This window comes from Frankia sp. QA3, from assembly GCF_000262465.1.
Lineage (GTDB): Bacteria > Actinomycetota > Actinomycetes > Frankiales > Frankiaceae > Frankia.
This window is the reverse complement of record NZ_CM001489.1, coordinates 6,686,767-6,712,940: the sequence shown is the minus strand read 5'-3', so window position 1 is coordinate 6,712,940 and position 26,174 is coordinate 6,686,767. Positions and strand designations below refer to the sequence as shown.

The following is a 26,174-nucleotide window of genomic DNA, read 5'->3' as shown; positions in this document are numbered from 1 at the left end:
ATCGGGTCAGACGTCAAGCACCTGACGATCGTTGTACCGGCCGCACGTCGTGCACACGGTGTGCGGCCGGATCACGTGCCCCCGCGAGCACTTCGCGAGGGTCGGCACCTTGGCCTTCCACTGCGAACGGCGGGACCGGGTGTTGCTGCGCGAGGTGCGCCGCTTCGGGACGGCCACTATTTCTTCTCCTTGCTCTCGTCAGGGTCGGACCGACCCTGATCAGTTCCCGTCGGAGCGCTTTCCGCCAGAGCGGACAACGCAGCCCACCGCGCATCGAGACGGTCGTGGGAGTGATCCGACCCGACCTCGTCCAGCCGGGCCCCACAATCCACGCACAGTCCCGCACAGTCCGGCCGGCAGGTAGGGGACAACGGCAGGTTCAGCACCAAGGCGTCCCGGACCACGGGCTCGAGGTCGGCATGATCGTCGACGAGGACCCGGGCGTCGTCTTCGTCCGCCACGTCCACCGCCCGGTCAGCGTAGTAGAAAAGCTCCAGGACCTCGACGGTGCCGACGTCGGACACCTCGTCGAGACAGCGTCCGCACTCGCCTCGCAGCGGGGCCACGACCGTGCCGCTGACCAGCACCCCCTCGATCACCGACTCCAGACGGAGATCCAACGTGGCGGTGGCCCCCGCGGGGACCCACATCATCTCGGTCCCGAGATCGGCAGGAAGCGCCGCCTGAGTCCGGACACGGCGCATCGACCCCGGCCGCCGGCCGAGCTCGCGGGTGTCAAGCACGAGGGGGCCCTTGGGCGTCCTACGGCGGGGGTGGGATCCAGTCATGGCGGCAGTCGAATTCACGTCTAGGTTCGGCTCGGGAAAGCCCGCCTGAGGCGGGCCTTACATGGGGGCGGGGCTGTTGCAGCGCCGGCTGACGACCGAGAAGCCGGCCCCCGATGGCTACTCAGGCCACCCGGAGGACCGCCGGGCGCACCCCAGCCAGTCGACGACTACGCGTCCAGCGTATCCGATCGGGTCCCGGCACGGCCCGCACGCGGTCGGCACCCCCGGTGGCACCCGGCGAGCCGGCCGGCCATGGCCGCCCATCCCGCGACCACGTTCGAGCGGACTGCTGGGCAAGCTCCCTCGGGCGCGCCCTCAGCTACGGCGGAACAACTACTCGACCGCGCGCTCGCGGAGCTGCTTGAGCACCACGTCGGGCACGAGGTGCGAGACGTCCCCTCCGTAGCGGGCGACCTCCTTCACCAGGCTCGAGGACAGAAACGCATACTGCGGGTTCGTGCTCATGAAGAGCGTCTCCACACCTGCGAGCGAATTGTTCATCTGAGCCATCTGAAGTTCGTAATCGAAGTCGCTGACTGCGCGCAGACCCTTGACGATCGACTGGATACCCCGCGCACGACAAAAGTCGACCACCAGGCCGTGTGATGCATCCACCACGACGTTGGACGGCGCCATCGGATGATTGCGCACCGCCTCACGAATGAGCTCCATGCGCTCATCGATGGTGAACAGGGTGGCCTTGTTCTTGTTGATCGAAACGGCGACCACGACCTCGTCGAAGAGCTTGCTCGCCCTGACGACGATGTCGAGATGGCCGTTGGTGATCGGATCAAATGAACCGGGACAGACTGCCCTCCTCATGATCGAATACCGTACCAGAGAACACCCTCTCCGTACCTCCGGTCACGCAGCGCACACAACCCATCTGGCCACGCAACCGGACCCGACCGATGGGACCTTTCCACAACACAGACACCGTCCGCAGTCAGCCATGCGCCACTCTGGAGCTTTGCCAGCACTTCGCCGAGCTCAAGGTCGCTCATCGCGTATGGCGGATCGAGAAACATCACATGATAGGGATCCCCCGAAGTGTTCTGCACCACACGCGACACCGGGGCCTGCAAGATCTCGGCTCCCGAGAGCCCCAGGGCAGCCACGTTCCGCCGCAGCGCCCGGACCGCCGCCGGATCATGGTCGACGAGAAGCGCGTGCGACGCACCGCGGGACAACGCCTCCAGACCCACCGCGCCCGAACCCGCGTAGAGGTCCGCGACCCGGGCACCTGGCAGATCAACGCACGTCGACAACGTGTTGAACAAACCCTCGCGGGCGCGATCCGACGTCGGCCGGGTGGATCGGCCCGTGGGGACGAAGAGCTGTCGACCACCTGCGGTCCCACCGATAATGCGCGTCATCGAGGCGCTGATCATCCCTTCTCGAGAAAGGCCGCACTGGCATCATCGAGTGCCGCAGCAAGCAGGCGCCGCAAGGCGGGATGCCGATCCAGTTCGGGATCGGCATCGACCAACCGGGTGGCCTCGGTACGAGCCTCCCGGATCAGCTCCTCGTCCCTCATGAGCGCCAGCAACTTCAGGGATCTGCGTCCCCCGGACTGGGCCGCACCGAGTACGTCCCCCTCACGGCGCTGGGCCAGATCGAGTCGGGCGAGCTCGGCTCCGTCGTTGGTCGCGGCGACCGCTCCCAGTCTGTCCCAGGCTGGCGTTCCCTGGTCCGCCGCCGTGTGCAACAGACACCACCCGGGTGCGGTGCCGCGTCCCACCCGTCCCCGCAGCTGATGCAGCTGCGACACGCCGAACCGATCCGCATCGAGAACCACCATCACCGTCGCATTCGGCACATTCACCCCGACTTCGATGACGGTGGTCGCCACCAGCACGTCGATCTGTCCCTGGGCGAAGCGGTTCATCGTGGCCTCCCGCTGCGCCGATGGGAGGCGACCGTGCAGCGACTCCACCCGCAGCCCGGCGAGTTCACCGTCCACCAGCTGCGGCAGCACGTCCGTCACCGTTGCCGCCGGACGTCCCGCACGCCCCTCTGCCTCGTCCGACAGCGCACCGGGATCGTCCTCCACGCTCTCCCCGCCGATACGGGGGCACACCACGTATGCCTGGTGACCGGCCGCGACCTCGTCACGGATCCGGCCCCACATCCGATCGGCCCACGAGCGCACGGCCGCGGGAACGACGAACGTCGCGACCGGGGAACGGCCGCTCGGCAACTCGGTGAGTTCGGAGACCTCGAGATCTCCGAAGACCGTCATGGCCACGGTCCGCGGGATCGGGGTCGCCGTCATGACGAGCAGGTGCGGTGGACGCCGGCCCCGCGCCCGCAGCGCGTCGCGCTGTTCGACACCGAAACGGTGCTGCTCGTCAACGATGATCAGCCCGAGGTCCGCGAAGACGACTCCTTCGTGCAGCAGGGCATGGGTCCCGACGATCAGGCCGGCCGAGCCTTCCGCGATGTCCGCCAACGCCTCCCGCCGAGCGCGGGCTCCCATCGAACCAGTGACCAGGGTCACCCGGGTCGCCCGCTCGTCGGCGCCGAGCTCGCCGGAGCGCGCCAGATCGCCGAGCATCTCCCGCAGGCTCCGGCAATGCTGGGCGGCGAGCGTCTCAGTCGGGGCGAGGAGCACAGCCTGGCCACCCGCATCGACCACGATGAGCATCGCCCGCAGCGCGACGACCGTCTTGCCCGACCCGACCTCGCCCTGCAGGAGGCGGTGCATAGGCACCGGACGCCCGATCTCCGCCGCGATGGTGGCACCCACTTCACACTGGCCCGTCGTAAGGGGGAAGGGCAGCGCGGCGTCGAACGCGGCGAGCAGGCCGTCCGGCCTGGCGCTACGGGCGGTCGTCGCCAGCGCTTCCACCTCGCGGCGGCGGCGCGCCAGCGCCACCTGGAGGACCAGGGCCTCGTCCCAGGTGAGGCGCTTGCGCCCCGAGGCAACCTCGCCGCGGTCGGCAGGTCGATGCACCAGCCGGTAAGCCTCGGCGAGCGTGGACAGTCGATGCCGCCGACGCAGGTCCTCCGGCAACGGGTCCTCGAGGGGGCCGAGGGAGTCCAGGACCAGGCGGACGCATCTGGCCAAGGTCCAGCTCGGCACCTTGGCGGCGGCGGGGTAGATCGGTACCAGCGCGTTTGCGAACAGCGGGCCGGTGACGTCGCCCTCCACCTCCGACTCCAGCAGCTGGACCTCAGGGTTGGTCAGCTGCCGGCGACCGAGGTACTCGTCGACCTTCCCGGCGAACAACGCTGTCGTCCCGGGGCGGAGGTCGCGTTCCCGCCAGCTCTGGTTGAAGAAGGTCAGGGCCAGTGGATGGGTGCCGTCTGTCACGGTGACTTGCAGCATCGACCGGCGGCTGCCCCGCATCGGTCGGCGCTCGGTCTTCTCCACCCGCGCCTGGACCGTGACCGTGTCACCGACGACCAGATCGGCGAGATCCGTCAGTTCGCCCCGTTCGTGATACCGGCGGGGCAGGTGCGCCAGGAGGTCACCGACCACGTGCAGCTCAAGGCCCTCCGCCAGCAGGGTGGCGGCGCGCGGACCGAGGAGTGACTTCAGGGGCGTGTCGAGGTCGACCACACCCCAGATAGTGCACCGAACCACCGACAGCGCCGAGCTCGATCGCCTCGTGCCCCACGGCCGGGACCACAACGCCTGGGGTAACCTCAAGCTGGTCTCTGCTGCGCGAGTTCTCCCGATCAGGCCATCAGGCTCATGGGATGAGTACGATCGCGGTCCTGACCGCCCGACGTCCCGGGCATGGCACCGGGACCATTACTACTTCGACGGAGTGTTTTTCGTGTCTTCGGTGTGCGACGTCTGCGGCAAGGGACCGGGCTTCGGTATGTCGGTCTCCCACTCCCACCGACGCACTCGCCGTCGTTGGAATCCGAACATCCAGACGGTCCGTGCCATCGTGGGTGGCACCCGTCGGCGGCTGAACGTCTGCACCTCCTGCATCAAGGCGGGCAAGGTCGCCCGCGCCTGACCCGCTCTACACCTGCTCGTCGAGGTAGGGCTGGGGTTCGGTGACGAACTGATAGCCGGTCTGGCTCGTCCAGACATGGTGGCCGGGCACCGGCTGGCTCAGTGTCCAGCTGCCGGCGTGCTTCAACCGGTGGTGATGGCGGCACAGCGGATCCGTGTTGTCGACTCGGGTCTCTCCGCCGTCCGCATAGGGCTTTGTATGATCCAAGTCACAGTCTCGTGCCGGCCTGGAGCATCCGGGGAACACGCAGGTCCTGACCCTCGCGCAGGCAAAGCGGGCCAGCTCGGCCGGGATCGGACCGTACCCTTCGAGCTCGCCCGGCGCGGTCGAGAGACCCATGAACGTCGGCAGGGACATCACGACCGACACCTCGGTGTCGGTCGTGCCGTATCGCTTGCCCATCACCAAATCGACCAGCACGTCGGCCCGACGCTCACCGATGCTGCGCCCGTCGTCCGCTCCCCCGGCGTCCCGGGCCAGCGCATCGATGCGCCGATAGACGGCGACCATACGATCCGCAGGCAGCACCGCCGACAGTTCCCCCATCCCGTCCTCCAAGGCACGGGTGCGAACATGGCGGTCACGCTCCCGCCGCCGCCGCCGCCGGCGGTCGGCCCCGTCCGGATCGACGGCGAGAACCGACCTGGTCACCGCGGCCCTGAAGCCGGGGCAGCTCGCCCGTGCTCCGCGCGCCAGCACCCTGTTCTCGACCGGCCGAGCCTGGCCCCTGGCCTTCGGCGGACGGGGGCACGCCGGCCCGGGAGGTCTTGTCGGCCCCCAACGTTGGATCGAACATGTATTCGATCATGCACCGCCGTCCCGACCACTCCGCGCCAGTGCCTGTCAGCGGCCGGTCGTCGCAGGTCGTCAGCCGGTCGTCAGCCGGTAGCCGGTGGGTCACCGGCCTGGCCGGCACCAGCGCAGCCGACCCGGCACGGCGACGGCACCAGCCGCCGTCGCCGGGTACGGCCCCGGACCTCGGCGCCGATCCGTTAGTGTCCCGGCATGGCAGGCACCAGGCGTCGGATTCGACTCGCCCTCCTGTTCGGTGGCCGCAGCACGGAGCACGCGATCTCCTGCGTGTCCGCCGGCGGCGTGCTGCGCGCGCTCGACCCCGACGTCTACGACGTCGTCCTGGTCGGCATCGACCCGTCGGGACGCTGGGTCGTCCTGCCTGGAGCGGATGCCCTTGCGTCAGCGGGCGGGGAACTCCCCTCGGTCACGGCGTCCTGGGGGACGAGTGTCGTGCTTGCCCCGGACCCGACCGCGTCACATCTGCTCCCCCGCGATGCCACGGAGGCCATCCACGGCCCGCTCGGGGACATCGATGGGGACATCGATGTGGTCTTCCCGCTCCTGCATGGCCCCTTCGGGGAGGATGGGACCGTACAGGGCCTCCTCGAGATGGCGGGGGTGCCCTACGTCGGCTCGGGTGTCTTCGCCAGTGCGGCCGCCATGGACAAGCAGCACATGAAGTCCATGCTGCGGGCCGCGGGCCTGCCCGTCGGCCCGTACGCCGTGCTGCGGGCCGGCCAGACCCTGTCCGAGGCCGACCAGGAACGCCTGGGCCTGCCGGTCTTCGTCAAGCCGGCTCGCGGTGGATCCAGCATTGGGATCAGCCGGGTCGACGCCTGGGCTGATCTGGACACGGCGGTCAAGACCGCCCGGGCGAACGATCCCAAGGTGCTCGTCGAGTCGGCGATCACGGGACGTGAGATCGAGTGCGGGGTACTCGGCCGGCTGGACGGGCCCGGCGCGCAGGCCAGCGTCCCGGCCGAGATCACCGTCACCTCGTCAGCCGGCTTCTACGACTTCGAAGCGAAGTACGTCTCCGACCAGACACGCTTCGACATCCCTGCGCGGCTGTCCCCCGCGGCGCTGGCCCGGGTGCAGCAGGTGGCGGTGGCGGCGTTCGAGGCTCTCGACTGCGCCGGACTCGCGCGCGTCGACGTGTTCGTCACCCCCGAGGATCAGGTGGTCGTCAACGAGGTCAACACGATGCCGGGATTCACCCCGATGTCGATGTTCCCCCGGATGTGGGAGGCGAGCGGGATCACCTATCCGCAGCTGGTCGACCGGCTCGTGCGGCTCGCCCTGCGTGACGGCGCCGGGTTGCGCTGACCACCGGGCCGACAATCCGGGCGGGCCCGGTCGAGCCGGCGGTTGGAGCAGGCCGGCGGTTGGACCAGGCCGGCGACGCCGACCCGTCCCACCGCCTGCGTGAGAGAGCCGCAGGCGCCGTGGTCCGCCCTCAGGGCGTCGTCGACGCGCTGTGAGCCCGCACCGCCGGGCCGACGGAGACGAGGATGTCGAAGGGTTGCACGTCGGTCGAGGCGGAGACCGGCAGGGTGAGCATGACGTGGGGCGAGCGGGTCGGAGTCGAGTACCGCACGGTCTCCCCGAGCTTCTCCGCGAACCACCCGACGTCATCGACCTCCGACAGGATCGAGACCGGCCGATAGCTCGCCGGCACACCCGAGGCTCCGCAGGTGAGAACGATCGGTCCCCGGCCGTAGGCCGCCGCGCTGTCCCACGGCGGATCGAGTCGGCGCCGGTCGAGATCGTCGCCGAGCGAGGACGGCAACGCCCCGATGAGCGCGGCGCAGGACGCACGGTCGGACGGCGCCGGCACCGGGACGTTGGTCAATCGGACCGGTCCGGGCCCACCACAGGCCGTCACCAGCAGGCATCCCACGGTGCCGGAGACGATGAGTCTGACGGCCACCCGGCGCGACGCCAAGACCGAAAGCCGGGTCAACGCCCGCCAACCGGCCCTCCACGGGCCGACCCGCCCGAGGTCGGCCCGCCCGCTATCGACCCGCCGAGTTGGCGCGAGCCGCCCCAACCGTCGGACGGCGGGCAGGCGCTGGCCCTGCTCGTCACGACCCACTGCTGTCACGACCCACTGCTGTCATATTCCGATTGTGGCCGTCGCAGGGGGCCGCCCACCGGGCGGGCGTCGTCCCTCCATGGCCCACAACCGCTGCCGACCGGCGGTGGGAGCCGGCACGCGACCCCCGCCCGCATCCTCGAGCGATCGGCGAACGGAGCGCCGCGCGCCCGCCACCCCTACCGGGGCACGAGCCCGCAGCGCTCAGAAATGGACGACCGGGCAGGTCAGCGTTCGGGTGATGCCGTCGACCGACTGCACCCTCGACATGACCATCTTGCCGAGATCGTCCACTGTGGGTGCCTCGGCACGCACGATGACGTCGTAGGGACCGGTCACGTCCTCTGCCTGGGTGACCCCGGGGATCTGCTCGATCTCCTTGGCAACCGACGCGGACTTGCCGACCTCGGTCTGGATAAGGATGTACGCGTGGACCACAGACGCTCCCTCGTCGGACGTCAACAGCCCGTCGAGCAGAACTACGGGCCGACAGAAGGTAACAGGCAAACGGGCCGGATGAGAGCCTCTGAGGCCGAGGAATTTCTTCGACTCGACCGACGGGCGCCGGTCGACGCCCCCCGCACGCTCATCCGGTCCCCAATCCTGGGGTGCGGCGCCCCGGTCTCGTACCCGATTGTGATGGCAACCACGATTCTCGCTACGGATAGTGAAGCTCGAGGAGACACATGAAGGTTCGGAGCGTCCCGTGAGCGAGTCCCCTCCCACCGCCGCACCCCCGGCCGCGGCGCCGCCGCGCGTGCTGACCATCGCGGGCTCCGATTCGGGCGGCGGAGCGGGGATTCAGGCTGATCTCAAGACGATGCTCGCGTTCGGCGTCCACGGGATGAGCGCCATCGTCGCCGTGACGGCGCAGAACTCGCTGGGCGTCCACGGCGTGTGGGATCTGCCGTCCGACGCGGTCCGTGCCCAGATCAGGGCGGTGGTGGACGACATCGGGGTCGACGCGGTCAAGACCGGCATGCTCTCCTCGGCCGCCCTCGTCGCCCTGGTCGCCACGGAGCTGGACCGCGTCGACGCACCGGTGGTGGTCGATCCGGTGGGCGTGTCGAAGCACGGCGACCCGCTGCTCGCGCCGGACGCGGTCGACGTTGTCCGCCGGGAGCTCATGCCGCGCGCGACCATCGCGACCCCGAACCTCGACGAGGTCCGCCTGCTGACCGGGGTGACCGTGCGGGACGCCGCCGACCTGCCCCGCGCCGCTGCGGCGATGCTCGCGCTGGGGCCGCGCTGGGTGCTGGTCAAGGGAGGTCACCTGCCCGGCGACGCGATCGATCTGCTGACCGACGGCTCCACGGAGATCCTCCTGCGCAGCCGCCGGCTGGACCGGCGACACACCCACGGCACCGGCTGCACACTGGCCTCCGCGATCGCCTCCAGGCTGGCCCGGGGCGACTCGCCGACGCAGGCCGTTCGGGCCGCGAAGGATTACGTCAGTGGCGCCCTGGCGGCCGGTTTTCCACTTGGAGCGGGGATCGGCCCGGTAGATCACGGATATCGTCACCGCAGGTAGCCACCAGTGATCCGGGCCGAGCCAGCCCGGGGAACGTCTGGTTCAATCGCCCCGCCGCATGTGACCTGACGCATCCGCATCATCGCCGTGGGAGGTAGCCCGTGGGGGCGAACAGTGCTGCAGTGGCCGCCCAGGGAGGCGTGGACCACCGGTGGTACCGCATCAGCGGCGGCGCTCCGCTGCGGGGCTCGGTCGAGGCGTCCGGCGCCAAGAACTCGGTCACAAAGCTGCTCGTCGCCACTCTGCTCACCCCAGAGCCGTGCACCCTGACCCGAGTCCCGCGGATCGCCGAGGTCGACGTCGTCCTGGGCATGCTGACCGAGCTCGGCACCCAGGTGGAATGGCTCGACGAGCACACGGTGCGGCTCGCCACCGAACGGATCGTCGACGCCTCGCTGTCCGAGGCCTATTCCGGGGTGAACCGCATCCCGATCCTCATGATGGGTCCGCTACTGCATCGCGTGGGCGAGGCCGTGATCCCCCTGCCAGGCGGGTGCCGCATCGGGAAACGACCCGTCGACTTCCATCTCGCGGGGCTGCGGGCGATGGGTGCGGAGATCGTCGAACAGGTGCGTTCCGTTCAGGTCAAGACCCTCGGCCTGCGCGGCACCCACGTCGCCCTGCCGTTCCCGAGCGTCGGCGCGACCGAGAACCTGCTGCTCGCCGCAGTGCGCGCGCAGGGCACGACGGTGATCTCCAACGCGGCGGTGGAACCGGAGGTCGTCGACCTCATCCTGTTCCTGCAACAGATGGGCGCCCTGGTCGATGTGGAGGCCGACCGGACGATCGTGGTCCAGGGCGTGGCGGAGCTGCGCGGCGCCACCCACGCGCCCATCCACGACCGGATCGAGGTGGCGTCGTTCGCGGCCGCCGCGGTGGCCACCGGCGGGCGGGTGGAGGTGATCGGCGCGCGGCAGGAGCACCTGATGACGTTCCTGAACCATCTGCGCCGGCTCGGCGGCGAGTTCGAGGTGACCCCGCGCGGCATGACGTTCTCCCGGGCCCGGCCGCTCACCGCCGCCCATGTGCAGACCGACGTGCACCCCGGGTTCATGACCGACTGGCAGCAGCCGCTGGTGGTGCTGCTGACCCAGGCCAGGGGAGCCTCGGTCATCCACGAGACGATCTACGAGGACCGGTTCGGGTACACCCGCCAGCTCGCCGAGATGGGCGCCGACATCGCGCTGTCGACGCTGTGCCTCGGCGGGAAGTCGTGCCGGTTCGCCGCCCGCGACTTCGAGCACTCGGCAGTCGTGAGCGGACCGACCCCCCTCACCGGCGGTGATCTCACGATTCCCGACCTGCGGGCAGGCTTCGCCTACGTGCTCGCCGCGCTGGTCGCGGATGGGACGAGCATCATCCGTGGGACCCGGTTCCTCGAGCGCGGATACGAGGACCCGATCGGCAAGCTCCGCTCGATCGGGGCCCGCGTCGACGCCGATCCGGTGCCCGCCCCCCGCGCCGCCAGCCCGTCACCCGAGGCGCTCCCCGCCTGACAGGCCTCACCCGCACCACAACCGCCGCCCGAACTACAACCGCCGCCCGCGCTACAACCGCTGCCCGAACTGCAACCGCCGCCCGAACTGCAACCGCCGCCCGAACTACAAGTCCTCGCCGGAGCCTGGCGATCCGGCGCGGCGGCCCATGTCACCGATGGGGTCGGTACTCGGGCCCCGGCTCCCGGCTCATCAGGTCCTTGACCGCCTCCAGCGGCGGCAGCCCCTCGTAGAGAACCCGCTCGACCTGCTGCGTGATGGGCATCGAGACGCCGAGCTGATCGGCCATGGCGAGCAGCGGTCGGCAGGACCGCACCCCTTCCGCGACCTGCCGCTGCTCCGCCTCCACCTGCTCCAGGCTGAGCCCGCGCCCCAGCTTCTCGCCGAAGGTCCGGTTGCGCGACAGCGGCGAGCCACAGGTCGCCACGAGATCACCGAGCCCCGCCAGGCCGGCGAAGGTCATCGGTTCCGCGCCCAGCGCGATGCCGAGCCGCGCCGTCTCGGCCAGACCTCGGGTGATCAGGGAGGCGAGGCTGTTGGTGCCGAAGCCCATTCCCTCGAGCATCCCCGCGGCAAGGGCGATCACGTTCTTCACCGCTCCCCCGAGCTCGCATCCGGTCACATCATGATTGGTGTACGGACGGAAGTAAGGCGTCCAACAGGCAGCCTGAACGATCTCCGCCGTCCGGGTCGAGGTGCTGGCGACCACGGTCGCCGCCGGATGCTCCGCGGCGATCTCATGTGCCAGGTTCGGGCCGCTGACAACAGCGATCCGGTCCGGCGTCACTCCGGCGACCTCGGCGATGACCTGGCTCATCCGCAGCCGGCTCCCTGCCTCGACCCCCTTCATCAGGCTGACGTAGATCGCGTCGGGCGCGATCCGCGGCACCCAGCGGGCGAGTACCGATCGCAGTGCCTGCGAAGGCACGGCCAGCACCACGAGCTCCGCGCCCGCCAGCGCGCCGCCCGGATCGGCCGTCGCCCGGATCCGGTCGGGGAGCTGGACCGAGGGCAGGTATCGCGGGTTGACGTGCCGGTTGTTGATCGAGTGGATGACCTGCGGGTCCCGGGCGACGAGGTCGACCCGGGCGCCTGCGTCCGCAAGAACCTTCGCGAAGACGGTCCCCCATGACCCGGCGGTCAGCACCGCCGCCCGCCTCACGTCGTTCTCCCGGGAGCAGTGCGGCGACCGCCATCGGCCGCGCCGTCGCGAGCCCCGGCCGGCCGGGCCGGGGCCGGGGCCGCGACACCGCTCGCGGCGTCCTCGGACCGGTTGTTGGGATCGGCGGTAATGGTTCCCTCCGGATGGGTCACGGGACCGGCGTCGGCGTCCGGTGCGGCGAGCACCCCGACGCTGCGCGATGGCGTGCCCACCGCGTCCTCACACTCGACCGTAGACGCCGGTCTGACGGGCATCACGCAGGATGCGCCGCTCACCAGCGACGTTGCCACCCACCAGGGACATTGCCACGGCCCCAGCGCCGAGAGACCACGCTCGGCGATAAGGCCGCGTCCGCCGCCCGCACGATCGACACGGGCAGCGACTGGAGGCAAACACTGGAGATACGCTCACGGACGACGCTCACCCCACGGTCAAGGCGTGGCGGCGACCGACTCGCCCGGGACGGGTCCATCCCATCGCCGCTCATCGCCCGCGCCCGAGCCATCCGGCTGGCGGCGCCGCGGCGCGCCATGGCCTATGGTCACCTTCGTGTGGCTCCCACGAGGCGGGGCGTCCTGGACGGTCCTTCTGCCGCTGAAGAACCTGGCGCGGGCGAAAAGCCGGCTGGACCGGCCGGACCGAAGCCTGCTGGCACTCGCGATGGCCCTCGACACGGTGACGGCCGTGCTCGCCTCCGCGACCGACCTCGTCGGCGCCGTCGTGATTGTGACGAACGATCAGACGGTCCACCGGGCCCTGTCGCGGCTGCGCGACCAGGGCGACATCAGCACTGGGCGCGACGGGGGTCCGGCCCCGGCCGCCGCCCTGTCGACGCAGATGCGCGCCCGCCTCGTCGTCGTTGCGGACGCCCCCGACCAGGGCCTCAACCCGGCGCTGGCGCACGGCGCGGAGCTTGCCGCCGGCCGCTGGCCCGGGCATCCAGTGGCGGCCCTGTCCGGGGATCTGCCGGCGCTGCGGACCGCGGAGCTGCACCAGGCCCTGGCCGCAGCCGGCGACCACCCCCGCGCGGTCCTCGCCGACGCCGCGGGCACGGGCACGGTGTTGCTCACCGCCACGACCGGGGCACCGCTGGGGCCGTCGTTCGGACCACACAGCCACGACGCGCACCGCCGCTCCGGTGCGGTGGACCTGACAGACGCCCTCGGATCCTCGGTGCCCGGGCTACGCCGCGACGTCGACACCGTCGATGATCTCGCGCAGGCACGTCACCTGGGGGTGGGCGACGCAACGGCTGCGGCGCTTCTGGTCGGCCGGGCGGCGGTGCCCTGACCCGGCCCGGCAGGAGCCGGCCGGGACCGCCGCAGGCGGAGTCGTCAGGCGGAGTCGTCAGGCGGAGTCGTCAGGCGGCAGGCCCCGCCCCTCGAGCCGGCTCGGCTGTCGGCAGCCGGCCATCCGAGGGGGCCCACGGCCGGATCGGCGCAAGGGGCAGCGGACCCGGCCGCGCGAACAGGTAGCCCTGGCCCAACTCGCAGCCAAGCTCCTCCAGCTCGGCGATCTGGCCTTCGTGCTCGATGCCCTCCGCGACGACGACGGCGCCGAGCGCGTGCGCCAGGATGATCATGGAGCGACGCATCGCCGCAACCCGACTCCCGTCCTGCGGCGGTTCCAGCAGAGTCCGATCGAGCTTCACGACGTCCACCGGTAGCAGGTGCATCGCGGCGAGCGTGCTGTTGCCCGCACCGACGTCGTCGAGAGCAACGGCGACACCCAGCGCACGCACCTCGTCGAGCACCTCACGCGCACCGTGCAGGTCCTCGATCCGGCTCGTCTCGGTGATCTCGACGACCAGGCGGCGGGGATCGAACCGGCTCGCGGCGAGCGCGCGGGCGACGCTGTCGAGCAGGGTCGTGTCCGCGACCCGGCTGGCCGAGACGTTCACGTGCAGGCGCAGCGTGGAGTCCGGGTAGGCCACCGCGATCTCCGCGCAGGCCTGGGTAAGAATCATGTCGTCGAGCGCGCCGACGATGCCACCGTTCTCCGCGGCGGCGACGAAGGTGCCGGGTGGCACCGGTCCGCGGCCGGGCGCGGTCCACCGGGCCAACGCCTCCAGCGCGACCGGCCTGCGGTCACGCAGGCGCACGATGGGCTGGTAGTGGACGTCGAACCCAGCCGACCGGCCGCCGCGACGCAGTGCGGTGGCCAGGGCGTCGGCCAGATGGGTGCCGGCGACGAGGTGGGCGCCGGGAGCGGAGCACAACCCGGGCCGGTAGACGACCAGGCGGTTCTTGCCCGTCCGCTTCGCCGCGTGCACGGCCGTGTCGGCCCGTCGCAGCAGGGCCTCGGTCGTCTCCTGGGTACGGCCGGCCACGACCAGGCCCACGCTGCCCCGCACGGGCCAGTGGTGGCCACCCACCGACACGGGTTGTCGCAGGGCCGCGAGCACCCGTTCGGCGACCGTCTCCGGCAGTTCCCGTCCCCCGTCGAGCAGCACGGCGAACTCGTCGGAGCCCAGCCGGGCGACGGTGTCCGAGGCGCGAACGCAGTGCCTCAGGCGCTGGCCCACGGCGCGCAGCAGATGGTCGCCGGCAGCATGGCCGAGGCTGTCGTTGATGATGCGGAAATCGTCGAGGTCGCAGTACAGGACGGCGACGTCCCGACCGTCGCGGCGGCTGGCGGCGAGGGCGTCGGTGAGCCGCTGGTGGAACAGTGTGCGGTTGGCGAGCTCGGTGAGCGGGTCATGCGAGGTCCAGTGCCGCACCTCGCGCTCGGCGTTCCCGACCAGCGTCACCAGCCGCTGGCTCGCCCGCAGGGTGACCATCTGCCGGACGAGGACCGCGGCGACCAGAGCCGAGCCGACCACGATCTCGACCGGGTCGAGGACGACGCCGGCCCGCGATCGGCCGAGCAGCAACGCAGCGACGCCGGCGGCGGGAACGTAGGGCACCGCGAGTCGCAGCCAGCCGACGAGGTCGCCGCGCGGCCCGTCCAGGGTCGCCCGACCCCCGTCACCCGCCCAGCCCGCACGCCACGCCGCCAGGACGATGAGCAAGGCGCCGACGACCGCCCCGAGGCCAGCCACTGAGCTACTCAGCCGGCTGGTGTCCCCGCCGACCTGTGCGCACCAGACTCCGACGACCGCAAGGAACACCAGGCCGGTCCCGGCGGCGGCAACCGCGGGCAGGTCGACCGGCTGGCGGAAGCCCGCTACGTGCAGGACGGCGAGCGCCAGCACGAGGACGACGATCGGGTGCGCCACCGTTACCAGGTGCCGCACCGCCCCGACGCCGCCCTCGCCGCCCCCGGCCTCGGCGACGTCGGCCTCGCCGAGGCCGGCCAGGATCCCCGACCAGGTCAGCAGGAACAGCGAACCGCCGAGGATGATCTCGTCGAGGGCGGTGGCCGGTACGCCGACGAGCCCGCCGAGCGACCGGGACTCGCCGCCCGCGCCACCGGTACCGGTACCGGGCATGCCGGCGAACCGCAGGCCGTCGGCGAGACGCCCCGGTCGCGAGCCTCCACCGGCCGGCCAGTCGATCCTGCCCAGCCCACCGGCCGAGGTGGCAGAGGCGAGCAGCGTGGACCGAGCCCGGGAACGCCGCACCCGGCTCGCCGGTACCGCCGCGAGGGCGGCGAGCGCCAGGACGGGCATGGCGAGCTGCCCGGCGTCCGCGAGGAACCCGACGTCCGCGACCGTCGGGCGGGTCGCGGCGAGCCGATCCCAGCGGTGCAGCGTCCAGGCCGTCTGCCCCACGGTCCAGGCCGTCAGCGCGAACGACAGCCAGACCAGCCAGCGGCCGCGGGCCCGGCCGAGCCGGCGACCGGCCCACGCGCAGCTCAGCGTCGCGGTCAGGCCGGCAGCGATTGCGGCGGCGTCGACGAGCATCCCTCGTCCCGCCCTCCTCCCCCGTGCGTCGGCCGCCTGGGACAGAAGGACCCTCAGGGAGGGACGGAAACGGCCGATCAAATCACCAAAAGTCATCAACGGGTACGTTGACACCCGTCGCCAACGTAGCGCGTGATCGCTCTATCACAAAGAGTAGCTAGATGCCTCGCGTGCCGCGCGGTATTCTCAGGCGTTCACCGTGTCGACCGTCACGGCCAGGCCCATCCTTGGGGTGGCCGCCGACGGGACACGCTCGCTTCCGGCGAGGAGTCGCACCCCAGCGGGGAGATCACTGCACCGGCTGGACCTCGACGACGGTGACCTGCTGGCTGGCGGTCAAGGTCCCCCGCCCCTCCCCGGTGTACCAGCCGGATGTCGGCGCGACGTCGGAGTAGTCACGGCCCACCGCGACCGTGACGTAGCGCAGATCGGCGAGCCGGTCGTGGCACGGATCGTAGGCGACGGCGACGGCACCGGGCTCCCAGCTGTCCGCCCCGGCCGCAGCCCCGCCCCCCGTACCGGTCCGGGGAACCCGGCCGGCCGCACCGCTGTTCATGACGACCTCCACCCAGGCGTGTGACGGGCCGTCCCCGACGAGATGCCCCGACACGTAGCGGGCGGGCAGCCCCACCGCGCGGCACAGGGCGAGCATCACGTGCGCCTGGTCCTGGCAGACCCCCGAGCCGCCGGCGAGGGCCTGGGCCGCGGTGGTGGCCACGTCCGTGCTGCCTGGGACATACCGGATCCGGCTGTGCACCCAGCCGCAGAACCGCCGCGCCGTCGCCACGGGATCGTCGGTGGCCAGAGCGCGGGCTGCGGCGGTGAGCGCCGGGTCCGGGGCGGTCAGCGGGGTGGCGTCGAGCAGCCGCCGGCCGGCCAGCGCCGTGGCCCGCAGCCAAGGCCGAGCACCCCCGGCGACCCGGTCGATCGTCACACTGACGTCGAAGTCCAGGCGGGCCGGCACCCGGTCGAGGCGCACCGCCGCGATGCGCGTCCCGTCGGCGCCGCGCTGCCAGGTCGTCCGGGCCGCGTCGGAGGAGACCGCCAGCCGCGCGTCGCGGACGGTCTGGTCGCCGTGCCGACCGGGGGGGACCACGACGAGCCGGTGCACCAGATCGGTGGCGTCGCCGTCATAGGTGTACCGGAAGCGCTGCACGACCCGATAGGTCACCCGCGTCCCGGCCGGCAGGTCGGTCAGACTGACGGCAGCCGTCCCCGGCCGGGAACCCGCGCAGGACCCACCCCCGTCCGCCTCGTCCCGGCCGGTCGGTCCGCCCTGGGCCGGGAGCACCCCCGGCACGCCGCCGGCCGCCGTCGAGGGCGGCGGCAGTGTCGCCGCCCCACCGGGGTCGGGCGGATCCGCCATCCTCACCGGCGGTCCCCCCGCCCCGCCGAACACCCGCCGAATACCGTGATATCTGACACATAGCCGGAGATTGACCGGGAGACGACCGCGACGTCCTGATCCGTCGAGAATGACCGACGGACGGCCGATGTTTCCATCACGCTGCCGATCGTCGCCTCCGACTGTTTCCGTGCCGTTAACGACGGGCCCCGGGGCCCCGCGCGTGACCACCTGGCGGCGACCGGACCACTACAACGGGCACGGATCGAACCTGTGGCCCGCCATGATGCCCCCGATGCGTCATCGGGACGGCCGTTTCGGGAAATCGTCCCGCGCTGCCGAGTTCACCGCCGGCTGGCACCATCTACAGGCATGAGCGAGCTGGTGGCGACCCGTCCCGAACAGCCTCAGCGCAAGGCCCGCAGCGGCCTGCTCGAACCCCTGGAGGCGCCCCGTCAGCCGGCGCCATCCGACCTGCCGGCCGACCGGTTCATCAACCGCGAGGCGTCCTGGCTCGACTTCAATGCCCGCGTACTGGCGCTCGCGGAGGACGTCTCCACGCCGTTGTTGGAACGAGCCAAGTTCCTGGCGATCTTCGCCAGCAACCTCGACGAGTTCTACATGGTCCGGGTCGCCGGTCTGATGCGGCGCGAGGCCACCGGCCTTGCGGTCCGCTCGGCGGACGGCCTGAGCGCGCGGGAACAGCTCGATCTCATCAGCCGGGCCACCGCCCAGCTGGCGGAGCGGCACTCGCGTTGCTTCACCGACGAGGTGGTGCCGTCCCTGGCGCACGCCGGGATCAGCATCCGGTTCTGGTCCCAGCTCAGCGACGCCCAGCGAGAGCACCTGCACAGCTACTTCCACGAGCAGATCTTCCCGGTGCTCACCCCGCTCGCGGTCGACCCGGCGCATCCGTTCCCCTACATCAGCGGCCTCTCGCTCAACCTGGCCGTGCAGGTCCGTGAGCCGGGCGGGGAAGTCGACCACTTCGCCCGGGTGAAGGTGCCGCAGAACGTGCCGCGACTGGTCCGCGTCGCGGTGGACCCGGCCGGCACCGGCCCGACACCGTCGGAGAGCGCCTGTTTCGTGCCGCTCGAGGAGTTGATCGCCGCCCACCTCGACCAGCTCTTCCCCGGCATGGAGGTGATCCACTCCCACCTGTTCCGCGTGACTCGCAACGCCGACCTCGAGGTCGAGGAGGACGAGGCGGAGGATCTGCTGCAGGCGCTGGAGCGCGAACTGGCCCGCCGGCGTTTCGGCCCCGCAGTCCGGCTGGAGGTCGACGACGACATCGACGCCGACCTGCTCGCACTGCTCATGCGCGAGCTCGAGGTCACCGAGCGGGAGGTGCACCGGGTCGCCGGGATGCTCGACCTGTCGGCCCTGTGGGCCCTGTACGACCTCGACCGGCCGGAGTTGAAGGACGCGCCGCGGGTCCCGGTCACCCATCCCCGGCTGATGACCGAGGAGGGGGAGACGCCCGACTTCTTCAGCGTGCTGCGCGAGGGTGACGTCCTCGTCCACCATCCCTACGACTCGTTCACGACCTCGGTGCAGCGGTTCATCGAACAGGCCGCCGCCGATCCGCACGTCCTCGCCATCAAGCAGACGCTCTACCGCACGTCCGGCGACTCCCCGATCGTGGACGCCCTCATCTCGGCGGCCGAGGCGGGCAAGCAGGTCGTCGTGCTGGTCGAGATCAAGGCGCGGTTCGACGAGCGCGCCAACATCCGCTGGGCGCGCGAGCTGGAGCGAGCCGGTTGCCACGTCGTCTACGGCCTGATCGGGTTGAAGACCCACTGCAAGACCTGCCTCGTCGTCCGGCAGGAGCGCGGTGGACTACGCCGGTACTGCCATGTGGGCACCGGCAACTACAACCCCAAGACCGCGCGGCTCTACGAGGACCTCGGCCTGCTCACCGCCGATCCGGAGGTGGGCGCCGACCTCACCGACCTGTTCAACGTGCTCACCGGGTACAGCCGGCAGACCGAGTACCGCTCGCTGCTGGTCGCCCCACAGCACATGCGCGAGGGGATCCTGCAGCGCATCTCCGCGGAGGCGCGGGCAGCGCAGGAGGGCCGTCCGTGCGGCATCCGCCTCAAGGTCAACAGCCTGGTCGACGAGCAGGTGATCGACGCGCTCTACCGCGCGTCCATGGTGGGCGTTCCCGTGCACTGCCTGGTGCGGGGGATCTGCGCCCTACGGCCCGGCGTGCCGGGCCTGTCGGAGACGGTGCACGTCCGGTCGATCCTCGGCCGTTTCCTCGAGCACAGCCGGGTCCTGGAGTTCGCGTCCTCGGACGAGTTCTGGATCGGCAGCGCCGACATGATGCATCGCAACCTGGACCGGCGGATCGAGGCGCTCGTCCGGGTGCCGCATCCGGAGCGACGGGACACCGTGCGCCGCATCCTGGATCACGCGTTCTCCGACGAGGTGTCCGGGTGGGTGTTGCAGTCCGACGGCCGGTGGGAACGGCGGACGACAGGACCGGACGACGTCCGGCTGTCGGACTACCAACACGACCTCATGGCCGAGGCCATGCGGCGCGGGCACCGGTGACTCCGGCGCCCGCACCGCGGATCAGTCGCCGCTCGCCGAAACGCTCGACTTGAACTCGGAGCCGGGCCGGAACTTCGGCACCACCGAGGCCGCGACATGCACGGGCTCGCCCGTCGCCGGGTTGCGCCCGGTGCGGGCGGCGCGCTCCACCCGCTCGAACACGCCGAAGCCGGTGATGGTCACCTTCTCACCACTGGCGACGGCCTCCTGAATAGCGTCGAACACGGCGTCGACGGCTTTGGTGGCATTCGACCGTCCGCCCTCGATCTGCTGGGCGATGCGGTCAACCAACTGGGACTTGTTCACGACAACCTCCGGACGCCCCCCGCAGGCGCGGGGTGGGGAGCAGATCGGGCATCACACTGCGCTGCACCGTAGGCATCTCCACTGTCGAGGGCAATTCCCGCGACCGTGTCGCGTCACACAAACCCGCACGTCAACGGGTTCGCGCCAGTGGGCGACGGGATGCGTGCTGTACGACCGGCACAGACCATCCGGTAGATTCATCACGTTGAGTAGCGAGAGGCGTCCGTTTTTTTGGGCCCAATGTCACGCTTTGGTAGCCGGCCGCCTCCGCCGCCGCGGGCCCAACTCTGCTACGTAATCAACCAAACGCCACAGGCGATGATGGACCGGGCTGCGCCGGTCGGTCATCGACCGCCTACTCGGTCCGACCCGTTCACACATCGACCCCGATGTGATATTGATCACATCGGGGTCGACACCTGGGTGGAGGCCGCACATCGGCCGTGCTGCAGCGCTCTGCCCGGCCGGCGCGGGGACGCAGCCGGGGGCGGCCGCCGACGGCGCGACGGCCGGGCCCACGGGCGCTACGCCACCGAGGGCAGCCAGGCCGGCCGGGTCGTCTCGAAGCCGGTGATCAGCTCCTCGTGCCGCAGCGTCAGGCCGACGTCGTCGAGCCCCTCCATGAGCCGCCAGCGGGTGAAGTCGTCGAGTTCGAACGGGGCGACCAGGCCGGCTCCCCGCACCTCGCGGGCGGCCAGGTCAACGGTGATCTCGACCGTCGGGTCCTGCTCCGCGGCCGTCTGCAGGGCCTCGACCGTCTCCGCCGGCAGCTGCACCGGCAGCAGCCCGTTGCCGAGCGCGTTGCCCCGGAAGATGTCGGCGAACCGGGGGGAGATCACCGCCCGGAAGCCGTAGTCCTGCAGCGCCCACACGGCGTGCTCACGCGACGAGCCGGTGCCGAAGTCGGGGCCCGCGACCAGGATCGACGCCCCGGCGTAGGCCGGGTTGTTGAACACGAAGCCCTCATCGGCCCGCCATTCGGAGAACAGGCCGGCACCGAACCCGGTGCGCTCGATGCGCTTGAGCCACTCGCTCGGAATGATCTGGTCGGTGTCGACGTCGCTGCGCCGCAGCGGCACGGCCCGACCGGTGTGGATCGTGAACGCCTCCATCGCCGGAAACGCTCCCCTCTGGACGAAGTCGTGATCAGGATGGCGGTCGCGGTCGCGGCGCAGCTCGATGCCGAACGGCGACCGCGCAGGTGCGGCCTACAGCTGCGCCGGGGCGGTGAGCCGGCCGGTGACCGCGGTGGCAGCGGCGACCGCCGGGGAGACGAGGTGGGTCCGCCCACCGGGTCCCTGGCGCCCCTCGAAGTTCCGGTTCGACGTGGAGGCGCTGCGCTCCCCCGGGCGCAGCGTGTCCGGGTTCATCCCGAGGCACATCGAGCATCCGGCGCTACGCCACTGCGCGCCGGCGGCCCGAAAGACCTCATCCAGCCCCTCCGCCTCGGCCTCCGCCTTGACCTGCATCGACCCGGGGACGACCAGGGCCCGGACGCCGTCGGCCACCCGTCGGCCCCGCAGCACGTCGGCCGCGGCCCGCAGGTCGCTGATGCGGCCGTTGGTGCAGGAGCCGATGAACACCGTGTCGACGGCCACCTCGGACAGCGGCACGCCCGCCGTGAGGCCCATGTAGGCCAGGGCGCGCTCGACGGACGCCCGCGCGGCCGGGTCCGCGTAGTCGGCGGGCGCGGGAATCCGCGAGCCCAGCGGCGCCGCCTGACCCGGGTTGGTCCCCCAGGTCACGTACGGGGTGAGGCTGGCGGCGTCGATGACGACCTCCCGGTCGAACACGGCGTCGTCGTCCGAGGCCAGCGTGCGCCAGTAGGCCACGGCCTCGTCCCAGGCCGGCCCGGTGGCGGCGTGCGCCCGGCCGGCGAGGTACTCGAACGTCGTGTCGTCGGGAGCGATCATCCCGGCGCGCGCCCCGGCCTCGATGGACATGTTGCAGACGGTCATCCGGCCCTCCATCGACAGGCCCCGGACCGCCGCACCGCGGTACTCGATGATGTGCCCGGCGCCGCCGCCGGTGCCGATCCGGGCGATGATCGCCAGGATGAGGTCCTTCGCGGTGACGCCGGCCGGCAGGTCGCCCTCGACCGTGACCGCCATCGTCTTCGGTCGGCGCTGCGGCAGCGTCTGGGTCGCGAGCACATGCTCGACCTGACTGGTGCCGATGCCGAAGGCCAGCGCCCCGAACGCGCCGTGGGTGGAGGTGTGGCTGTCGCCGCACACGATCGTCATCCCCGGCTGGGACAGCCCGAGCTGCGGGCCCACGACGTGGACGATGCCCTGACCGGGGTCGTTCATCGGGTACAGCCGCACCCCGAACTCCGCGCAGTTCTTGCGCAGCGTCTCGACCTGGGCGGCGGAGATCGGGTCCGCGATCGGCGCCAGCGTGTTCGTGGTCGGCACGTTGTGGTCCTCGGTGGCGAGGGTCAGGTCGGGGCGGCGTACCGGCCGCCCGGCCAGCCGCAGCGCCTCGAACGCCTGCGGCGAGGTGACCTCGTGCACGAGGTGCAGGTCGATGTAAAGCAGATCCGGTTCACCGTCGACGCGGCGCACCACGTGGGCGTCCCAGACCTTCTCCGCGAGTGTGCGCCCCATGGCCACTCCCCTCCTGCGCCGGGCGAGCTGCCCGCGCGGTCGTCCCACAGTCCTGCGATCGGGGTCGTGCCGCGATCGGTATCGCGCCATTTCCCGATCTTGCTATCCCACCATATGGGATGTCAGTATCAGGCTATGAAACAGCTTAGCGGAGTCGGGGTCCTGGACAAAGCGGCACTCGTCCTGGCCGCCGTGGAGCAGGGGCCGGCCGCCCTCGCCGACCTGGTGGCCCGGACCGGGCTCACCCGTGCGACCGCGCACCGCCTGGCCAGCGCGCTCGAGGTTCACCGCCTCATCGGGCGGGACAGCGCCGGCCGGTTCGTCGCCGGCCCGCGGCTGGCGGCCGGGGTGGCCACCCCGCTGCCCTGGGACGTGCTCGACCGGGCCGACCGGGTCCTGACCGACCTGCGCGACGTCACCGGCGAAAGCACCCAGCTCTACGTCCGGCGCGGGGCCCTGCGGCTGTGCGTGGCCGCCTCCGAGCGGGCGAGCGGCCTGCGCGACACGGTTCCGGTCGGCGCGGCGCTGCCGATGACGGCGGGATCCGGGGCGCAGGTCCTGCTCGCCTTCGCAGATCATCCCGAGCCCGACCTGCTCACCGCCGCGCCGTTCGACGCCGGGACGCTCACCCTGGTGCGCGAGCGGGGCTGGGCCGAGAGCGTCGGCGAACGGGAGACCGGCCTGGCGTCGGTGTCCGCGCCGGTCCGCGGTGAGTCCGGGACGGTGATCGCGGCGGTGTCGCTGTCCGGCCCGCTGGAGCGCCTGACCCGATCTCCGGGGCGCCGGCACGGTGCGGCCGTGCTCGCCGCGGCGGCGCGGCTGTCGACATCGGTCGTCGACTAAGCGATCCACCCGTCGTCAACTCCGGGCCACCGGAGATCGGCTGGCCCGCCGGTCCGGCCGGGTCCCGCGAACGGCCGACGTGACCGCGCAGACACGTTTCCCCCACTTGTCCTGGCTTTCTAGACATTGCGGATGCCCCGATCGGGCCCCACAACCGAACGGCACGCGGACTACGCCCGTTGGGACCGTTGCGGTGTCCCAGTGGCGTGGGTCTCCCCCGCCGCAGGGAGTGGCTTTCCGACGTCGTAGCCTGTTCGAGTCGTCCGTCTCGGATGATCGGAGAAGTAGGCCGGATGACCCGATGGGGTCATTTGCCATCCAGCGAGCAAGCGATATAAGTCGCCCGCGCACTGGGTGCGCCCGTCCGGAGGACTCTTCGGGTTCCGCGTGGATGGGCGGTCCTCGCCCGCGGCGGCGCCGTCGTAGGTTCGGCCGCCTCGTGCGGCGCCAAGGAGGGACAGGGCGCGGTGCGCAAACTGGGTTCGCGGTACGTGCTGCACGAGGTGCTCGGGCAGGGTACGACCGGCCAGGTCTGGCGAGGTGTCCGGGTCCAGGACGGCGCCCCCGTGGCCATCAAGGTGCTGCGTCCCGAGCTCGCGGACGATCCGGAGATCGTCGACCGGTTCCTGCGGGAGTGGGATCTCCTCGTCGATCTCGACAGCCCCGATCTGGTCGCGGTCCGCGACCTCGTCAACGAGCCGGACGCACTGGCCATCGTGATGGACCTCGTCGAGGGCCCGGATCTACGGGCGCACCTGCGCGAATTCGGCCCGCGACCCGCGCAGGAGGCGGTCCGGCTCGCGGTCGGCACCCTGTGGGCCCTCGACAGCGTGCACGCCGCCGGGATCGTCCACCGAGATGTCAAACCCGAGAACATCCTCATCGACACCTCGCAGCCCGACCGCCCGATCGTGCGTCTCACCGACTTCGGCATCGCCCGCGTGATCAGCACGCCGTCCCGGATCAACGCAACCGGGCCGATCGGCACCCCCCTCTACATGGCGCCCGAGCTCGGAACCGGCGCCCCCCCGACCCCCGCAGCCGACGTCTACTCGGCCGGGGTCGTGCTCTACGAGCTCCTCGCCGGATCACCGCCGTTCGACTCGACGAACCCCGCGGAACTGCTGCGGGCGCACCGGGAGGACGACCCGCTGCCCATCGCGGGTGTGCCGGCACCGGTGTGGGACGTGCTCGCCGGCATGCTCGCCAAGTCCCCGAGGCAACGACCTGCGAGCGCCGCCGACGCGGCCGACGACCTCAGCGACGCGCTCGAGGCCAGCCTGCGCGGCGTCGGCGGCGGCCTCGGCGCCCGCCCCGACGGTCGCGACCGTCGCGGCGCCGCGGCGCGCCCGGGGCACGGTGAGGACCTCGACGAGTCCGCGCCGACCGGCGCCTACGACCGGCGGGCCGGCGAGCGGCCGGCAGCGCCGACCGGCACCCAGCGGGTGATCCGGCCCGCCGCCGCGGCGGCTGGCGTCGGGGCGGCCGCGGGCGCCGGTGGCTGGAACGACCTCGAGCACACTCAGATCGCGGGCAGCCTGACCGCAGCCGCGACGAAGGTCAACGGCTGGGACGGCGGCGACGCCGAGCACACCAGAATCGCCCCGATGACCGGCGCCCAGGGTGGCGGCCGCGGCGGATGGGACAGCGACGCGCCGACCGGGATGAGCCCCGCGGTTCGTGTCCCCGCCCGCTCCGGCGGCCCCGCCGCCGACACGAACACGGTCATGTCGGCGATCCCGGCCAGCAAGCAGCCCGGCGCGGCCGGCGGCAGCGCCGGCGGCGGGTCGCGGGCGGCCGCCGACCGGCGCCGACGCAGCCGGATCGCGGCCGGTGCCGGTCTCGTCGTCGCCCTCGTCGCCGGGGCTGGCGGCTGGGCGCTCGCCTCCGGCGGCAACACCGACACGGCGCTGTCCGCCGATCGCACCGTCGCCGCCTCGGCGGATCCGAGCGCGGGCAGCCCGGCCGACGGCTCCCCGGGGGCGGGGGTGCCCGGCATCGCCAGCGGCGTCGACGGCAGTGCCCCCGGGACGGCCCCCGTCCGGCCCGGAGCGAAGGGCTCCCCCTCACCCGGCGCGAGCCCGTCGGTCGGCGCCTCCGCGGCGGCGACGACCCCGGCCAGCAGCCCGACCGCGGGCAGCAGCCCATCGCCCTCGCCGACCGACGACGGCACGGCGACGGTCCCCAACACCGAGGGCAGCGCGCTCAACACGGCGGAGAGCACTCTGAAGTCCGCGGGCTTCACGAAGATCAACAAGACCTACGACTGCTACAACACCGGCAAGGCCGACAACGTCGCCCATCAGTCCCCGAAGACGGGCAAGGTCGCCAAGACCACGGCCATCAGCCTGCAGGTCGAGGACTGCGCACAGGTCCCCAACGTCACCGGGATGTCGGAGTCGGACGGCAAGTGGCAGCTCTACTGGGCCGGCTTCACCTCCACGGCGGTCAACGGCGCCTGCGCCAACGGTGAGACGAGCAGTGTCTCGGGGTACTCGCCGACGGGGCAGCGTCCGCGGCACTCCACCACGGTGACGCTGACGGTGACCTGCACCAAGAAGCCGGCGCCTGCCCAGACGACGGCTGCGCCCGCGCCGACGACGGCACCGCCCACGACGGCCACGAAGTAACGACGGCGGGGGGCAGCCGCCCACGACGGCCACGAAGTCCCGCCGCGGGCGGCGCCCAGACGGGCCGCTCGCGGCGGGATTTTTCGTGGAGTTGCGGGCCCGTGCTCCGGGGCCCGGTAGGTAGCACGTCAGGCAGATCCCGGCTCGGGCCCCACATCCGCGAGATCCCCGCACGGGCCGCGGCTGCCGGTGCCCGGTCC

The 26,174-nt window shown here is 71.7% G+C and carries 22 protein-coding genes; 8 read left to right on the top strand and 14 right to left on the bottom strand.

Going from position 1 to position 26,174, the window contains the following annotated elements; translation table 11 throughout:
- Positions 1-6: 6 nt before the first annotated feature.
- The 5 genes from rpmF to recG form a co-directional block, all read right to left on the bottom strand.
- On the bottom strand, positions 7-177 hold the full coding sequence (gene rpmF, locus FRAQA3DRAFT_RS27475) for a 50S ribosomal protein L32 (RefSeq protein ID WP_009742317.1): 171 nt from the start codon (positions 175-177) through the stop codon (positions 7-9).
- Positions 177-788, bottom strand: a complete 612-nt coding sequence (locus tag FRAQA3DRAFT_RS27470; RefSeq protein WP_009742316.1) for a DUF177 domain-containing protein — start codon at positions 786-788, stop codon at positions 177-179. Before FRAQA3DRAFT_RS27470 ends, rpmF begins: the two co-directional genes overlap by 1 nt.
- Before the next feature lie 333 nt (positions 789-1,121).
- Complete coding sequence (gene coaD / locus FRAQA3DRAFT_RS27465) at positions 1,122-1,610, bottom strand: pantetheine-phosphate adenylyltransferase (RefSeq protein ID WP_009742315.1); 489 nt, start codon at positions 1,608-1,610, stop codon at positions 1,122-1,124.
- Positions 1,607-2,164, bottom strand: a complete 558-nt coding sequence (rsmD, locus tag FRAQA3DRAFT_RS27460; RefSeq protein WP_035923610.1) for a 16S rRNA (guanine(966)-N(2))-methyltransferase RsmD — start codon at positions 2,162-2,164, stop codon at positions 1,607-1,609. The genes coaD and rsmD overlap by 4 nt, the downstream gene beginning before the upstream one ends.
- Before the next feature lie 11 nt (positions 2,165-2,175).
- Positions 2,176-4,353, bottom strand: a complete 2,178-nt coding sequence (gene recG, locus FRAQA3DRAFT_RS27455) for an ATP-dependent DNA helicase RecG (protein WP_009742313.1) — start codon at positions 4,351-4,353, stop codon at positions 2,176-2,178.
- A gap of 220 nt (positions 4,354-4,573) precedes the next feature.
- On the opposite strand from recG, the gene rpmB reads away from it, so the two are divergent.
- Positions 4,574-4,762: a 50S ribosomal protein L28 gene (gene rpmB / locus FRAQA3DRAFT_RS33765; protein WP_009742312.1), complete on the top strand. Its 189-nt coding sequence runs from the start codon at positions 4,574-4,576 to the stop codon at positions 4,760-4,762.
- 6 nt (positions 4,763-4,768) lie between these two features.
- Here the strand turns inward: rpmB and FRAQA3DRAFT_RS27450 are convergent, their stop codons facing one another.
- Positions 4,769-5,413, bottom strand: coding sequence for an HNH endonuclease signature motif containing protein (locus FRAQA3DRAFT_RS27450; protein ID WP_051054491.1), 645 nt, complete (start codon positions 5,411-5,413; stop codon positions 4,769-4,771).
- A 354-nt stretch (positions 5,414-5,767) separates the two neighbouring features.
- Between FRAQA3DRAFT_RS27450 and FRAQA3DRAFT_RS27445 the strand changes: the two genes are divergently transcribed.
- Positions 5,768-6,883 carry a D-alanine--D-alanine ligase family protein gene (locus FRAQA3DRAFT_RS27445; protein ID WP_009742311.1) on the top strand — a complete coding sequence of 372 codons (1,116 nt, stop codon included), beginning with the start codon at positions 5,768-5,770 and terminating at the stop codon, positions 6,881-6,883.
- A gap of 130 nt (positions 6,884-7,013) precedes the next feature.
- Here the strand turns inward: FRAQA3DRAFT_RS27445 and FRAQA3DRAFT_RS27440 are convergent, their stop codons facing one another.
- Complete coding sequence (locus FRAQA3DRAFT_RS27440) at positions 7,014-7,487, bottom strand: DUF3515 family protein (protein ID WP_232291789.1); 474 nt, start codon at positions 7,485-7,487, stop codon at positions 7,014-7,016.
- Between the two features lie 369 nt (positions 7,488-7,856).
- Positions 7,857-8,090: an Lrp/AsnC family transcriptional regulator gene (locus FRAQA3DRAFT_RS27435; RefSeq protein ID WP_009742309.1), complete on the bottom strand. Its 234-nt coding sequence runs from the start codon at positions 8,088-8,090 to the stop codon at positions 7,857-7,859.
- Between the two features lie 268 nt (positions 8,091-8,358).
- Between FRAQA3DRAFT_RS27435 and thiD the strand changes: the two genes are divergently transcribed.
- Both thiD and murA read left to right on the top strand, forming a co-directional pair.
- Positions 8,359-9,183 carry a bifunctional hydroxymethylpyrimidine kinase/phosphomethylpyrimidine kinase gene (gene thiD, locus FRAQA3DRAFT_RS27430; protein ID WP_009742308.1) on the top strand — a complete coding sequence of 275 codons (825 nt, stop codon included), beginning with the start codon at positions 8,359-8,361 and terminating at the stop codon, positions 9,181-9,183.
- Positions 9,184-9,284: 101 nt separating this feature from the next.
- Complete coding sequence (gene murA / locus FRAQA3DRAFT_RS27425) at positions 9,285-10,679, top strand: UDP-N-acetylglucosamine 1-carboxyvinyltransferase (protein WP_009742307.1); 1,395 nt, start codon at positions 9,285-9,287, stop codon at positions 10,677-10,679.
- Between the two features lie 151 nt (positions 10,680-10,830).
- Here the strand turns inward: murA and FRAQA3DRAFT_RS27420 are convergent, their stop codons facing one another.
- A complete protein-coding gene (locus FRAQA3DRAFT_RS27420) occupies positions 10,831-11,841 on the bottom strand; it encodes an NAD(P)H-dependent glycerol-3-phosphate dehydrogenase (RefSeq protein ID WP_198286975.1) in 1,011 nt (336 codons plus the stop codon).
- A 537-nt stretch (positions 11,842-12,378) separates the two neighbouring features.
- Between FRAQA3DRAFT_RS27420 and cofC the strand changes: the two genes are divergently transcribed.
- A complete protein-coding gene (gene cofC, locus FRAQA3DRAFT_RS27410) occupies positions 12,379-13,131 on the top strand; it encodes a 2-phospho-L-lactate guanylyltransferase (protein WP_009742304.1) in 753 nt (250 codons plus the stop codon).
- Positions 13,132-13,201: 70 nt separating this feature from the next.
- Here cofC and FRAQA3DRAFT_RS27405 read toward each other — a convergent pair whose 3' ends face one another.
- Both FRAQA3DRAFT_RS27405 and FRAQA3DRAFT_RS27400 read right to left on the bottom strand, forming a co-directional pair.
- A complete protein-coding gene (locus FRAQA3DRAFT_RS27405) occupies positions 13,202-15,685 on the bottom strand; it encodes a bifunctional diguanylate cyclase/phosphodiesterase (protein WP_009742303.1) in 2,484 nt (827 codons plus the stop codon).
- Positions 15,686-15,974: 289 nt separating this feature from the next.
- A complete protein-coding gene (locus FRAQA3DRAFT_RS27400; protein WP_009742302.1) occupies positions 15,975-17,051 on the bottom strand; it encodes a transglutaminase family protein in 1,077 nt (358 codons plus the stop codon).
- A 351-nt stretch (positions 17,052-17,402) separates the two neighbouring features.
- On the opposite strand from FRAQA3DRAFT_RS27400, the gene FRAQA3DRAFT_RS27395 reads away from it, so the two are divergent.
- Positions 17,403-19,589, top strand: a complete 2,187-nt coding sequence (locus tag FRAQA3DRAFT_RS27395) for an RNA degradosome polyphosphate kinase (protein ID WP_035921597.1) — start codon at positions 17,403-17,405, stop codon at positions 19,587-19,589.
- Positions 19,590-19,610: 21 nt separating this feature from the next.
- Here FRAQA3DRAFT_RS27395 and FRAQA3DRAFT_RS27390 read toward each other — a convergent pair whose 3' ends face one another.
- The 3 genes from FRAQA3DRAFT_RS27390 to leuC form a co-directional block, all read right to left on the bottom strand.
- Positions 19,611-19,895 carry an HU family DNA-binding protein gene (locus FRAQA3DRAFT_RS27390; protein WP_009742300.1) on the bottom strand — a complete coding sequence of 95 codons (285 nt, stop codon included), beginning with the start codon at positions 19,893-19,895 and terminating at the stop codon, positions 19,611-19,613.
- A 524-nt stretch (positions 19,896-20,419) separates the two neighbouring features.
- On the bottom strand, positions 20,420-21,007 hold the full coding sequence (gene leuD, locus FRAQA3DRAFT_RS27385; protein WP_009742299.1) for a 3-isopropylmalate dehydratase small subunit: 588 nt from the start codon (positions 21,005-21,007) through the stop codon (positions 20,420-20,422).
- A 96-nt stretch (positions 21,008-21,103) separates the two neighbouring features.
- The gene (gene leuC, locus FRAQA3DRAFT_RS27380) at positions 21,104-22,501 is read right to left on the bottom strand and encodes a 3-isopropylmalate dehydratase large subunit (RefSeq protein ID WP_009742298.1); all 1,398 of its coding nucleotides are present in this window, start codon (positions 22,499-22,501) and stop codon (positions 21,104-21,106) included.
- A 135-nt stretch (positions 22,502-22,636) separates the two neighbouring features.
- On the opposite strand from leuC, the gene FRAQA3DRAFT_RS27375 reads away from it, so the two are divergent.
- Both FRAQA3DRAFT_RS27375 and FRAQA3DRAFT_RS27370 read left to right on the top strand, forming a co-directional pair.
- A complete protein-coding gene (locus tag FRAQA3DRAFT_RS27375; protein WP_009742297.1) occupies positions 22,637-23,344 on the top strand; it encodes an IclR family transcriptional regulator in 708 nt (235 codons plus the stop codon).
- 467 nt (positions 23,345-23,811) lie between these two features.
- Entirely contained in the window at positions 23,812-25,974 is a 2,163-nt protein-coding gene (locus FRAQA3DRAFT_RS27370) for a serine/threonine-protein kinase (RefSeq protein WP_009742296.1), read from the top strand.
- The last annotated feature ends 200 nt before the right edge of the window (positions 25,975-26,174 follow it).

Coding starts and splice junctions, on each gene's coding strand:
- FRAQA3DRAFT_RS27470 (WP_009742316.1), bottom strand. CDS start 788: ATGACTGGATCCCACCCCCGCCGTAGGACGCCCAAGGGCCCCCTCGTG.
- coaD (WP_009742315.1), bottom strand. CDS start 1,610: ATGAGGAGGGCAGTCTGTCCCGGTTCATTTGATCCGATCACCAACGGC.
- rsmD (WP_035923610.1), bottom strand. CDS start 2,164: ATGACGCGCATTATCGGTGGGACCGCAGGTGGTCGACAGCTCTTCGTC.
- FRAQA3DRAFT_RS27445 (WP_009742311.1), top strand. CDS start 5,768: ATGGCAGGCACCAGGCGTCGGATTCGACTCGCCCTCCTGTTCGGTGGC.
- cofC (WP_009742304.1), top strand. CDS start 12,379: ATGGTCACCTTCGTGTGGCTCCCACGAGGCGGGGCGTCCTGGACGGTC.
- FRAQA3DRAFT_RS27405 (WP_009742303.1), bottom strand. CDS start 15,685: ATGCTCGTCGACGCCGCCGCAATCGCTGCCGGCCTGACCGCGACGCTG.
- FRAQA3DRAFT_RS27400 (WP_009742302.1), bottom strand. CDS start 17,051: ATGGCGGATCCGCCCGACCCCGGTGGGGCGGCGACACTGCCGCCGCCC.
- FRAQA3DRAFT_RS27395 (WP_035921597.1), top strand. CDS start 17,403: ATGAGCGAGCTGGTGGCGACCCGTCCCGAACAGCCTCAGCGCAAGGCC.
- leuD (WP_009742299.1), bottom strand. CDS start 21,007: ATGGAGGCGTTCACGATCCACACCGGTCGGGCCGTGCCGCTGCGGCGC.
- leuC (WP_009742298.1), bottom strand. CDS start 22,501: ATGGGGCGCACACTCGCGGAGAAGGTCTGGGACGCCCACGTGGTGCGC.
- FRAQA3DRAFT_RS27375 (WP_009742297.1), top strand. CDS start 22,637: ATGAAACAGCTTAGCGGAGTCGGGGTCCTGGACAAAGCGGCACTCGTC.